The sequence below is a fragment of the Acinetobacter sp. YH12068_T genome (genome assembly GCF_024606005.1).
Classification (GTDB): domain Bacteria; phylum Pseudomonadota; class Gammaproteobacteria; order Pseudomonadales; family Moraxellaceae; genus Acinetobacter; species Acinetobacter amyesii.
This window is the reverse complement of sequence record NZ_CP094555.1, coordinates 1018042-1030897: the sequence shown is the minus strand read 5'-3', so window position 1 is coordinate 1030897 and position 12856 is coordinate 1018042. Positions and strand designations below refer to the sequence as shown.

The following is a 12856-nucleotide window of genomic DNA, read 5'->3' as shown; positions in this document are numbered from 1 at the left end:
TCAATCTTTATGTTCTGATCTTTCAATGTTACTCGAAATTTCAGGATCTTGCAGCGAATTTGCAGACTGATTTTTGAGCTCAATATCGACAGCAACTTGATTGGTTTCTACGTTTAAAGTGCCACTTGCAGCATCATTTACGACAAGTACATCATTTCGGTATAAATTACTTTTCTCGTAATTTTCGCGTGCATGACGTAATAAGACCACAATAATCGCTGCAACGGGTAGTGCAATGAGCATTCCGAGGAGTCCTGCCAATTGCGCGCCTGCAAGGACTGCAAATACCACTGCCACAGGAGACAAACCAATTTTGTCGCCTAATAAGAAAGGCTGTAAAATATAACCTTCTATTGCCTGCCCTACCATGAATACCACCAGTACTAAGGCCAAATGCACCCAATCCAAACCGAATTGGAACAGGCAAGCCACAATTGCCGAAATAATACCAACCGCAAAACCCAAATACGGAATAATACTGGCTAGACCCGCAATCATCCCGATGATGATGCCGACCTCAATACCCACCAATTGAAGTCCAACCGCATATACAACGCCCAATAAGAACATTACCAAGAACTGGCCTTTTACAAACGCGCCTAGAACTTCATGACATTCGCCTACGATGGTTAATGTGCTTTTTTCGTATTTGCGTGGAATAAGGCGACGCATGTTTTCTAACATTCGTTCCCAATCTAATAAGAAATAGAAAGCTATGATTGGAATTAAGACAATCGTGCCACCAATCTGTATGAAATTCAGACCCGATTGTGCCACTTTTAACAACATGGCTTGGATACTGTCTGCACTATAGTTGGTTTGAATATACTCCATGATCGCTGCTGACATTTGCTCTGTATCAATTTCCATCGGTACAAGATTAAATGTCTCTGATAACCACGGCAGGAATGTATAGTTGACCCAATGAATATTGTTTGGAATATTGTTTTTCGCATACATCAACTGTTCCCATACCAGTGGTACGAGGAACCACATTGCAAGGAATATAGCGACACCAATTCCAATAAAGACCAAACTGATAGATAACCAGCGCGGCAAGCCAATATTATGTAATTTATCGACTAAAGGGCTAAATAAATATGCAATTAGAAATGCGCCGATAAAAGGAACAACTACAGGCTTTAATAAGTATAAAACCCATATGATCAATGCTATCCCAGCAAGAATAAATATTCGGTGCAAGGTGCGATCACCCATATAAAGTCACCTTTTTTCAATGTAATCGTTATAGAAAGGAAAATATTTTAATAAAGATAACATTTTAGTGCGAAATAGCATAAGAGTTTTGCATATTCAGGTTATAATCCCCGCGCGAATGCGGAGACTTCATTATGAGCAACTCAACTTCTACCCCAAACACTGGTTTAAGCTACAAAGATGCAGGTGTCGACATTGAAGCGGGCGACGCGTTAGTCGATCGTATCAAATCTGTCGCGAAACGTACTGCACGTCCTGAAGTAATGGGCGGCCTAGGCGGCTTTGGCGCTCTTTGTAAAATTCCTAAAGGTTATGAAGAACCTGTTCTCGTATCTGGCACAGATGGTGTTGGTACAAAATTACGTTTAGCATTGAATTTGAACCGTCATGACACAATTGGTCAAGACTTGGTTGCAATGTGCGTAAACGATCTTCTTGTATGTGGTGCTGAACCACTGTTCTTCCTTGACTACTATGCAACTGGCCACCTCAACGTTGACGTTGCAGCAAATGTTGTAACTGGTATCGGTGCGGGTTGTGAACTTGCAGGCTGTGCATTGGTTGGCGGTGAAACTGCTGAAATGCCAGGTATGTATGAAGGCGAAGACTATGACCTTGCAGGTTTCTGCGTAGGTGTAGTTGAGCAAAGTAAAATTATTGATGGCTCTAAAGTTAAAGCGGGTGACGTTTTAGTTGGTGTTGCATCTTCTGGCGCACACTCAAACGGTTACTCACTTCTTCGTAAAATTTTAGATGTGAAAAACGTTGACCTTACTCAAATCGTTGATGGTCGTCCACTTGCAGATACAGCAATGGAACCAACACGTATTTATGTAAAACCAATTCTTCAGTTATTGAAAGAAGTGGATGTACACGCTATGGCGCACATCACAGGCGGCGGTTTACCGGGTAACTTACCTCGCGTACTGCCAAATGGTGCTCAAGCGGTAGTCAATGAAGCATCTTGGGAATGGCCAGAATTATTCAAACTACTTCAAAAAGAAGGTGGTGTTGAACAATTTGAAATGTACCGCACATTTAACTGTGGCGTAGGTATGGTTCTCGTGGTTGATGCAGCCGATGCTGACAAAACAGTTGAATTACTCACTAGCCTTGGCGAAAAAGCATTCACAATGGGTCACATTGCAGATAATGCTGAATCTGTTGAAGGCGCTGACGAAAAAATCCGTGTAGTTTTCGCATAAGCAACGTTCATGATTAAAATTGCTGTACTTGTTTCAGGCAGCGGATCTAACCTGCAAGCCCTGATCGATGCCAATCTATCAGGTCAAATCGTTGGGGTGATTTCCAATAGACCTGACGCTTTTGCACTGCAACGTGCAAGAAAAGCAAAGATTGCAACTGCAGTCATTGAACATAAGCAATATCCAAGTCGTGAAGCTTTTGATGATGTGATGCATCAACAACTGCTCGACTGGGATGTTGATTTGGTCATTTTGGCAGGCTTTATGCGCATTTTAAGCGCAAAATTTGTCAAAGCATGGGAAGGAAAAATGATTAACATCCACCCTTCTCTGCTGCCAAATTATAAAGGAATGCATACTCATCAACGTGTTTTAAACACCGGTGATGTCTTCCATGGCTGTACAGTTCACTATGTGACTGCAGAGCTGGATGCTGGTCAAGCGCTTGCTCAAGGCGTACTTAAAGTCAATGTGCATGATCATGCTGAAAGTCTTGCAGATCGGGTTCACGTGCTTGAGCATGTGATTTACCCTCAAGTGGCAGAATGGATTTGTAATGGCACCATTCAACACACTGAAAACGGTGTTTTATATCGTGGCGAGCCTTTGCAACAACCTGTTCAATTCTGTAAGTTCTAAGCAACTGTATAATTTAACAATCAACGCATCTTAGGGTGCGTTTTGTTTTTCAGTGCCAAATAAAACTCTATTTATTACTAAAATCTAAAATCTAAAATCTAAAATCTAAAATCTAAAATCTAAAATCTAAAATCTAAAATCTAAAATCTAAAATCTAAAATCTAAAATCTAAAATCCATTTTTGCAGAATGTTCAACTTTATGATCAATATGTAGTTTTTAGTTAAATTAAAGCTTTTAGCATCATTAAAATAATAAGCTTAAATTGCAATTAGTAAACCTTATAAATCTTGAAATATTACATCCTTCAAACAAAAGTGGAGAAAATCACATGTTAAAATCCATCACACTGGCGACTTGTGCATGTATAACACTGGGTATGATTGGTTGTGCTACGACATCAAATCCGGCTACTGATCGTAATTTAGATAAATTACAAAACAAAAATTGGGTTGCGAGTGAAATTCAAGGCGTTAAGCTTGAAGCTGACCCTAACAATTCGAACGTACCCACCATCACTTTCGACGACACTCGTGTAAGTGGTTCAGATGGTTGTAATCGATTCATGGGTGGTTACGCTGTGCAAAACACAAAAATCCAATTTTCAAACCTTGCTACAACACAAAGAGCATGTTTGACTGCGACAAATATTCCTCAACATTTTTCGCAGGCATTGAGCCAAGTTACTCATTATGATGCCTCTAAAGATCATTTGAAATTTTTAGATGCCAACAACAAAGTTGTTTTACAATTTGAAAATGCGAAATAAATCTCAAAAGTAGAATGTTTCATTCATAAAAAAAGCACTCTATAGAGTGCTTTTTTTGTGTTGTCGTTTTTAAGGTTCAATGATGACGCTTAGACGATTTAAGTAAATCTTTGATCAATTCCACAGTTTCTACAGGATGTTCTAAGGGGAACATATGACTCCCCGCAGCAACTTTAAATGGAATCCCAAATTTTTTCTCAACCTTTTGTGGAAAGTGCCGAGCTAAAAATGGTCCCTGCTCTGCAATTAACTGCTGTACAGGTACTTGTGGTTGAGCATGAGGTAACCACCACAGTGAAGGATTAGTTCGAAAAATATGAACCTCATCATCACGTGAAATCGTCAATTCCACCCCACCACGCAGTTTATCGTCCATCAAGGCATGATCAATATAAGCTTGATAACAGTCTGGATCGAAATCTTTATAAAAACCTTTCGGCCTTAAAAGCTCTGCTGCTTGTTCACGGCTGTCCCAATGATCACGACGACGCTTCGACAAACCTGCTGGGGACATTTTATCGACGACTTTAAGTTTGAGGAGTTTTGCGATGTGCAAAGCAAAAGACTCTTTACCCATGATCATAGGCGGATCAATCATTAACACTTGTTCAAACAATTCTGGGCGTTGTAATGCAGCCTGAAATGTTAAAACCGAACCTAATGAGTGACCTAATCCAATCACCTTACGACCATTGGCCTGACGTACAATACTGTCAATGACTTGCTGTGTTAAGCTCTTCCAATGGTTATCGATTGGGTAACGCTTATCTGGCCCAAGTAACGGCACATAGATCACATCATATTCATCACTCAGTAAATCAAACAATTTTTGATAAACCCGTGATGGCACGCCATTGGCGTGCGCAAAATGAATTAACGGTTTCATTGTAATTTCGTGCTGTTTTCAGATTGAACCTGTTGTGACAATGCGCTTGCCAAACCTTGACCAAATGAACTTCCCATACGACCTAGTACAGAATCAAACGGACTATTTTCAATGGTGTAGTTCACGGCTTTTTCAGTTTTCAATTCACGTTTCAGGCTATTTAAACTACCTGTACGGTCAGCAATACCTAGCTTCACAGCCTGATCACCCGTCCAAAATAAACCTGAGAAAATAGCTGGATCATTTGATTTTAATTTCTTACCGCGACCTTCCTTCACTGCGTTAATGAAATGCGCATGAACATTATCAAGTACACCTTGAACATGTGCTTTTTGTGCTGCATCTACAGGTTGAGTCATGGATAAAATGGCTTTGTTCTCACCCGAAGTCATGGTGCGATCTTCTACACCGAATTTTTGCATCAAACCACTAACACCATAATTCGGCATGATCACGCCAATCGAACCCACTAAACTTGAAGGATTGACAATAATTTCATCTGCCGCAGACGCAATATAGTACGCACCTGAAGCGCCTGTATCACCAATAATGGCATACAGTTTTTTATCGGTATGGGCTTTTTTCAAGTACTGAATTTCTTGCCAAATTTCATCAGACTGAACAGGTGAACCACCTGGTGAATTAATATTTAAAACAATCGCTTTGCTTTGTTTGTTTTCATAGGCTTTTTTCAGAGCTTTGATGGTATTTGCACTGTTTACACTTTGCTTGTCCGCTGCAATGGTCCCAATGATATCAACCACAGCAATATGTGAACCCGCTGTCGCTGCTGGATCAGATGACGACATGCTACAACTTTTTGCCATCGCAATGATAATAAATAACAAATAAGCAAAGGTTAAAAATTTAAAAAATATACCCCATCTACGTGCTCTACGTTGTTCTTCAACGGAAGAAAGCACGGCTTTTTCTAATATTTTCCATTCATTTCCAGTTGGCTGCTGAATATTGTTTGAAGAACTTTGCTGTTTTTCTTCAGGTTTTGGTGGCCATTCGGACATAAAAAAACCCATTTGATCGTTAATTTGTAGTCATTATATACACGCTAATCGCTATAACTGTCTAATCAATTCATTTTCCCCTATAATTATTTTAAATTTTCTTTCATTTCTTTCAGACTTAAATAAGATGACCGACCAAAATTCACAGGACACCACATATCACCTGTTAAAATTTATCAGCCGTCAACCTATTCAAATTTCAAGATTAATTGCAAAAGGTTTGGCTGGGTTAGTCAATGTTTTAAAAATCTCTAAAACCTACTCTACGATTCAACGCAATCTTAAAATTGCATTGCCTGAATTATCAGAGTCAGCTCGCATTCAACTCACTAAACAAGCGATTCGAAACGAACTTTGTTCTTATTTTGAATTTTTTAACATTTGGGGTGCAAGTACAGAAAAAAATATTCAACGAATTCATCACGTACATGGCGCTGAATATTTACATGAAGCGCTCGCCCTACAAAAAGGCGTTGTACTCGTAGTACCACATTTTGGTACTTGGGAAATCATGAATGCATGGGTTGCGCAGTACACTCAAATGACCATCATGTACAAGCCGGTAAAAAGCGAATCTGCCAACAATTTTGTCCGTGCTGCTCGAAGCCGTGAGCAAGCAATACTGGTTCCTACGGATGAATCAGGTGTACGTCAGATTTTCAAAGCCTTAAAACAAGGTGGGACGACTGTGATCTTGCCAGACCATACCCCTAATGCCGGCGGCGAAATGATTCCATACTTTGGTATTCCACTAAAAACCAGTAACTTAAGTGCAAAACTAATTCAAAAAACCAAAGCACGTGCGCTCTTACTATATGCCATTCGTAACGATAATCATGGTTTTGATATGCATATCGAACCTATCGATGAGAACATTTATCAAGGCAATGCAGATGATGGCTCGATGGTTATCTTTAAAGCAGTGGAAGATTTAATTCATCGTTATCCAGAGCATTATCACTGGAGCTATAAACGCTTTAAAGCCAATCCAAAATTGAGAAATCTATACAATATTAGTGACGAAGAGGCGGCTCAACGAATCCACGATATTCGTGAGGAATATCAACAGCAGCAAACAATGACAGTGGCTGAATAACATCTTCACGCCTTGCCCTTGAGCGAGTTTCTTTATTCGGATTCTTTAGATAGCCTGCGATATAGATCGAGCCATTTATACTTTGTCCGCTCTTCAATTAGTTCAATTTGCTGTTTATTTTGCTTGAAATGGATACTTCCACTTTGTGCAGTTTGCAAGAGTGGAATGTCTAATTGTTTGAGGCGTGTTTGGGTCATGTTTGCAGGATGTCCATAACGATTAAAGCGCCCTGCAGAAGCAATCGCCAACTTGGGCTTAAAATGGTTTAAAAACGCATAGGATGAACTGTGCCGACTACCATGGTGTCCGAGCACCAAGACATCGACTTTTAGGTCTGGATAATCACTTAATATTTGATATTCAGTCTCCCAACCCGCATCCCCCATCAATAGAAAATGTCGTGGCCCATTGACGTCTTTGACCGTGACATATAGAACACAAGAACGTTCATTGGCATTCCATTTGGCATCTGTCAGATCTTCAGGCTTTGGCGAGAGTATTTCAAAATAGACTTGCTGATCCCAATTCCACTGCTGACCACGCTGACATAAGCGCTGTGGAGCTTGGTTTATGGTTTGTACCCGCTCATTACTTGAAAGCTGCCCAATATCAAGCTGTTGCTCCAATGAGAAAAAGCCACCGCTATGGTCTTGATCTAAATGAGTCAATAACACCCGATCTAGTCGATGAACTCCATTCACACTCAAAAATGGCCGGATGATATTTTGCCCGACACTAAATTGACTTTCATCATAGTTTCCACCGAAGTCCACCATCATATGATGATCTACAGAACGGATATAGATCGCCTGCCCTTGCCCCACATCTAAAATTGAAAGCTGAAAATTTGCTGAATTTTTCCATGGGATAAACAGAGTAAAAAAGGCAATGACCGCCCAATATTTTGGCAAGATTCCTTCAGGTAAAAATAAGATTACTATGACGAGTATCAACAGTACGATCTGAGTTGACGTCAATGCGACATCTTGCATTTGTGGTGCAAAGAGTCGATCTAAGCCATAGAGAAATACATGCAATATCTCTAAACACAGATCATTGAATAAAAAAACCAATTGCGCCAGAGGAGTCGAAATATAAGAAAGTGCCCCTCCGATGATATCTAAAGGAACCACCACTGCCCCTAACCACGGGATGGCAAATAAATTACTTAGTGAGCTAATCCAAGTCACTTGCTTGAAAAAAATCACCATCAATGGAAATAAAGCGACAAAGATTTTCCATTGTGATTCCACCATCAACCACATTGAATGTTTTAACTTTTGCCAAAAACTGACTTCTGTTTGAGCCAGTATATGCTTCCTTAAGGTTTGATAAATCCGCAGTAAAATAAAGCATGCACCATAAGACAACCAAAATGCCGCGGATAAAATACTAAATGGATCCACTAGCAATAAAATAGCGGCACTAAAAATCAGCAGTTGAAAAGGCTGAATGGTTTGTCGTAACAAAAGCATGCTACTTGCAACAAGGCAAATCGTCAGTGTTCTCAGCGTCGGTATTTCAAAACCGGTAAATGAACAATATAGAAGGACACAGAAGATAAAGGGCACGACCAATACATATTGTTTGGGCCACTTGAGATAAATTTTGGGACAATATTTACGGATACTTAACTGCATCGCCCAACAGAGCATGCTGGCAAAAACCAGTACATGCGGACCAGAGATCGCCAGTAAATGACTCATCCCAAAGCGTTGAAATAATTCACTGGTGCCTTCAGTGAGTAAACTTTTATCACCTGTAAGCAGCGCTAACAGCAAGCCATGATTCTGCAGAGGTTGTTGGTATATAAACGCTCTTAAATATAAACGTTGTTGTTCGACTTTTATTTTTAACTGGTGTAGCACACCTTGATGTCGTTGATACTGCTGCCCATAGCCCATCGCAGTCATATGTTGAGGTGGTATTAATTCCACCGACTTCACCTTTAAACTGGCATGTATATTTTGCTGTATGCTCCACCTTTCTTGGTCAAATGCACCTTCGGTCACATAGCTTTGGGTAGGTCTTAACTCACCATACATACGATAGTATTGTCCAGGGACCAACTGAATCGTCTGTTCATTATTTTGCAAAATTGACTTGGGTAAATACGCCATAAAATATTGAATCTGCTGATTCACATTGAGCACTTCAATTTTTTGCTGAATTGCTTGGTCTTTGAGTTGGCTGATCTGTGGAATATACGCAATAAACTCGCCTTGTCTGCTCTGATGTTCAACCAATGCCAAACGCTGATCGAGTTGAGTATTGGCGAAACTAAAACCGAGAATTGAACCTATGCAAAGATTTGTACTGAGCTGTAAGATTTTCGAAAAGATACTTTTTAGTTTTGGTGAAATGTAGAGCTGTAGCACTAGCCAAATCAGGACAATAAAAAGCAACTGAGTTGTCGAGAGTTGTGGATTCCAAAACATGAAACCCATAAAAGAAATACCTAAAATCCAGCCAATACAAAAACTTTGTAACATGAGTCGTCATTATTTTTATTATGTGCTGGCAATAATAAAGCCCACCGAGGTGAGCTTCAATCAAACAATCTTAATCCACTAATTTTTTACAAAATCAATTTAGCGCTTAGTCATCTACCCATAAACCATCTTGCATATGCAAAATCGCATCAGCAGATTGAGCTAAATATTCATCATGGGTCACGATTAACATGGCCATGTTAAATTCTTTACGCAACTCAGATAGCAACTCAAAAATCTTCACCGCGGTTTTGCGGTCTAAGTTCCCTGTTGGCTCATCAGCCATCATCAACTTAGGTCTTGCTACCAATGCACGAGCCAAAGCCACACGTTGACGTTCACCGCCTGAAAGCTCACCAGGTTTGTGCGTCATGCGGTGGGAAAGTCCTACGCGTTCCAAAAGATATTCAGCTTGCTGCTTCACTTCTTTGAAGTTACTCGACTTACGTAACATCAATGGCATTGCCACATTTTCAAAGGCGGTAAATTCAGGCAACAAGTGATGGAATTGATACACAAAACCTAAATGCTCATTACGAATATAACCACGCTCTGCTTCACCTAAAGTGTCAAAGCGTTGACCATTAATCATCACTTGACCCGATGTTGGACGATCTAAGCCACCCAATACATGCAACAACGTACTTTTACCAGAACCACTTGACCCCACAATCGAAACAAACTCACCTGCTTTGACTTGTAATGAAAGTCCACGAATCACATCGACTGTAGACTTACCATCAGTAAAAGATTTGGTAATGTTTTGGGCATCTAAAACTAAATTACTCATAGCGTAGAGCCTCTGCAGGTTGAACTTTAGCTGCACGTAAAGCCGGATAAATAGTCGCGATAAAGCTAAGACCCAATGATAAGGACACAATCACCACAACATCTTGCCATCTTAAATAAGACGGTAAATAGTTGATGAAGTAAGCATCAAACATATTTAAGCCCAGTGTTGTATTCAACCAACCAACTAAATTACTAATACTAGATGCAGCAATAATCCCTAAAATTGCCCCAGACACCGTACCAATCACCCCAATCACTGTACCTTGCACCATGAAGATCCGTGTGATTGTAGCCGGTGAAGCGCCTAGTGTACGCAAAATGGCAATATCGGATTTTTTATCAGTGACCACCATCACCAATGAAGACACGATATTAAATGCTGCAACCAATACAATCAGGAACAGCAATAAACTTACCATTGCCTTTTCCATTTGAATCGCACTGAACAGGTTGCCGTGTGTATAAGTCCAATCTGAAGCATAGAAGTTTGCTGGTAGATCACGCACAATTTCTTGAGAGACTTGTGGTGCTGCAAAAATATCATCCAACTTCATACGGATGCCTTGTGCACCATCTGGCAGTCTTAATAAAGTTGACGCATCGTTCAGGGCCACATAGCCCATCATCGAATCAACCTCTGCACCAATACTGAAAATACCCACAATTTTAAATCGTTTAAAACGCGGAACGACCCCAGCCGGCGAAGGAGTTGCTTCAGGAAGGACCAAGGTCACACTGTCATTTAAACCTAAGCCCAAGGCATCTGTCATTTGCTTGCCAAGCACAATACCAAACTCACCTTTTTTCAGGTTATCGATACTGCCTTCCACCATATGGTCTTGGATAATTGATACCTTTTTTTCATACTGCGGTTCAATCCCACTGACCATAATGCCAGACACTTGACCTTGTGCCGTCAACATTCCCTGTAATTGGGTGAATGGTGCGACCCCTTGAACATGCTCATGTTGCTCAATTTTTTTTGCAAGTTCAGGCCAATTTGTTAAAATTTGTGTTGAAGAAACAGTGGCTTGAGGTATCATTCCTAAGACACGAGTTTTCAGCTCACGATCGAAACCATTCATCACAGATAAAACTGTAATAAGGACTGCCACACCAAGCGTGAGGCCGATCATGGATACCAGAGCAATAAAAGAAATAAAGTGGTTACTGCGCCGAGCGCGAGTGTATCTCAACCCTATATACAGCGAGATTGGTTTAAACATAACCATCTAGTCCGAGGTAATATATTATGGAAAACTTACAGCATCAAAGCGTTCAAACTGAACGCCGTGTAATGTCGCGTATCGATGCTGCTTTGCGCATCAACTATCAGATTATCTCTGATGATGTTGCACTGAATGATCCTTACGATCCTAATTTTGTATTGCCGCGCTATTTTCTACTACTTGCTGAATTAGATCAATTTGATCATGCACTCAACTACGAATTAGAACAATTAGCTGAGAAAGATCAACAAATTGCTCGAATCTTATCCTTATTTAACCAAAAGTTAAACCTTATTACGGGTTCTTTATACGACGCAATTGTACAAAGCATGTTACCAGTGCCTGAGCATGTGAATTTTTCAGAGACTGGTTTGAGCTTTTTTAGCGAACGCGCGATTAAAGAAGGTACTTATATCCATGTGACCTTAAGCCACCCTGAAAATTTCTTCCATATTGCGGCAACTGCGCAAGTGGTTTATAGCCGTGAAGAAGAAAGCAACTTATACCGTACGGGTGCCTATTTTATCACACTGCTCCCTCAAGACCGCGTCAAACTTGCAGAGTGTATCGCACTGACCCAAAACAAAGAGTGATTTTTAATCAATGTTTTAATTTGTGGGCGAGCTCTCTGTTCGCCCGAAAATCTTTATAAAAATAAACAAACAAGCCTGATAATAGAATCACAGCACCAAGTAAAACCATCAATGATAATTTTTCATCATTCAGTAAAGCACCAAAGAGCATAGCAAGCATGGGTGTGAGTACCGTTGTTAAAGACAAAGTTGTCGCCTTGATGTTTTGTACCAGTTTGAAATAACAAAACATTGCAATCAATGAAGCCATAATCACTGCATAAAATAAGCCAATGAGTGCTTTGGTCGAAGGCATCTGTGTCGGTGCATACTGCCAAATAAAAGGTAGCATTGCAGCAGAAAATAGTGCTGAGATAAGAATCGAACCCGTGGCTTGAGACATGGGCTGCAATGGCGCATTGACTTTTTTCACCCAAAAAATCGACATACAGTAGACGAATACGCTCATTAACATTAAGACGATGCCAACAGGCTGTACGTGCTGATCACTGCCGCCTAAGCAAATAATGGCTAAACCACAGACGGCAATCAACATCCCCATCCATTGCAAGCGATGCAGATAGGTATGAAAGAAGAAACGACCGATCAGCCCCGTCATAATTGGTGCCAAACCAAACATCAGGGCAATAATGCCTGAGCTGAGATAGGCCGTTGCCATATAGGTAAAAATCTGAGAACCAATAAAACTAAATGCCCCCGCCAAATAACTGTGCAGCGAGGTTTTATCCATCGGAAGTTTATGTTTAAAAATAAACAATAATGCGACAGCCAAGGGTAATGCGATAAAAAAGCGTAATGTCAGTGCCCAAAACGCATTGATATCACTGACACTCCAAACGATGGCAAGTGGCGTGGTCGACCAAATGAACACCAACAACGCATAGGTCGTCGCTAGATTTGTTTTAGATGGCATGGT

Annotated in this window: 12 protein-coding genes; 5 read left to right on the top strand and 7 right to left on the bottom strand. The window is 40.4% G+C overall.

The genetic code is table 11. The features are described from left to right. Positions 1 to 1218, bottom strand: a complete 1218-nt coding sequence (gene cxpE / locus MST18_RS05050; RefSeq protein ID WP_180132907.1) for a chloramphenicol efflux transporter CxpE — start codon at positions 1216 to 1218, stop codon at positions 1 to 3. A gap of 134 nt (positions 1219 to 1352) precedes the next feature. On the opposite strand from cxpE, the gene purM reads away from it, so the two are divergent. The 3 genes from purM (at position 1353) to MST18_RS05035 (ending at position 3830) form a co-directional block, all read left to right on the top strand. Beyond that, the gene (gene purM / locus MST18_RS05045) at positions 1353 to 2423 is read left to right on the top strand and encodes a phosphoribosylformylglycinamidine cyclo-ligase (protein WP_180132908.1); all 1071 of its coding nucleotides are present in this window, start codon (positions 1353 to 1355) and stop codon (positions 2421 to 2423) included. Positions 2424 to 2432: 9 nt separating this feature from the next. Beyond that, positions 2433 to 3062: a phosphoribosylglycinamide formyltransferase gene (purN, locus tag MST18_RS05040; protein ID WP_111883942.1), complete on the top strand. Its 630-nt coding sequence runs from the start codon at positions 2433 to 2435 to the stop codon at positions 3060 to 3062. A 330-nt stretch (positions 3063 to 3392) separates the two neighbouring features. Beyond that, positions 3393 to 3830 (top strand): META domain-containing protein, encoded by a 438-nt coding sequence (locus tag MST18_RS05035; RefSeq protein WP_078192049.1) that lies wholly within the window; start codon positions 3393 to 3395, stop codon positions 3828 to 3830. A gap of 76 nt (positions 3831 to 3906) precedes the next feature. Here the strand turns inward: MST18_RS05035 and MST18_RS05030 are convergent, their stop codons facing one another. Next, on the bottom strand, positions 3907 to 4716 hold the full coding sequence (locus MST18_RS05030; protein WP_180132909.1) for an alpha/beta fold hydrolase: 810 nt from the start codon (positions 4714 to 4716) through the stop codon (positions 3907 to 3909). Further along, positions 4713 to 5738 (bottom strand): signal peptide peptidase SppA, encoded by a 1026-nt coding sequence (gene sppA, locus MST18_RS05025; protein WP_078192397.1) that lies wholly within the window; start codon positions 5736 to 5738, stop codon positions 4713 to 4715. Before sppA ends, MST18_RS05030 begins: the two co-directional genes overlap by 4 nt. Before the next feature lie 127 nt (positions 5739 to 5865). Here sppA and MST18_RS05020 point away from each other — a divergent pair, with 127 nt between their 5' ends. Next, the gene (locus MST18_RS05020) at positions 5866 to 6834 is read left to right on the top strand and encodes a lysophospholipid acyltransferase family protein (RefSeq protein WP_180132910.1); all 969 of its coding nucleotides are present in this window, start codon (positions 5866 to 5868) and stop codon (positions 6832 to 6834) included. A gap of 32 nt (positions 6835 to 6866) precedes the next feature. Here the strand turns inward: MST18_RS05020 and MST18_RS05015 are convergent, their stop codons facing one another. The 3 genes from MST18_RS05015 to MST18_RS05005 form a co-directional block, all read right to left on the bottom strand. Next, positions 6867 to 9326 (bottom strand): DNA internalization-related competence protein ComEC/Rec2, encoded by a 2460-nt coding sequence (locus MST18_RS05015; RefSeq protein WP_180132911.1) that lies wholly within the window; start codon positions 9324 to 9326, stop codon positions 6867 to 6869. 106 nt (positions 9327 to 9432) lie between these two features. Continuing rightward, entirely contained in the window at positions 9433 to 10116 is a 684-nt protein-coding gene (gene lolD / locus MST18_RS05010) for a lipoprotein-releasing ABC transporter ATP-binding protein LolD (RefSeq protein ID WP_180034388.1), read from the bottom strand. Continuing rightward, a complete protein-coding gene (locus MST18_RS05005; protein ID WP_078190389.1) occupies positions 10109 to 11344 on the bottom strand; it encodes a lipoprotein-releasing ABC transporter permease subunit in 1236 nt (411 codons plus the stop codon). The genes lolD and MST18_RS05005 overlap by 8 nt, the downstream gene beginning before the upstream one ends. Positions 11345 to 11370: 26 nt before the next feature. Here MST18_RS05005 and MST18_RS05000 point away from each other — a divergent pair, with 26 nt between their 5' ends. Next, entirely contained in the window at positions 11371 to 11940 is a 570-nt protein-coding gene (locus MST18_RS05000; RefSeq protein WP_078192054.1) for a PilZ domain-containing protein, read from the top strand. Between the two features lie 7 nt (positions 11941 to 11947). Here MST18_RS05000 and MST18_RS04995 read toward each other — a convergent pair whose 3' ends face one another. Further along, complete coding sequence (locus MST18_RS04995; RefSeq protein ID WP_111883935.1) at positions 11948 to 12853, bottom strand: DMT family transporter; 906 nt, start codon at positions 12851 to 12853, stop codon at positions 11948 to 11950. Between the last annotated feature and the right edge of the window lie 3 nt (positions 12854 to 12856).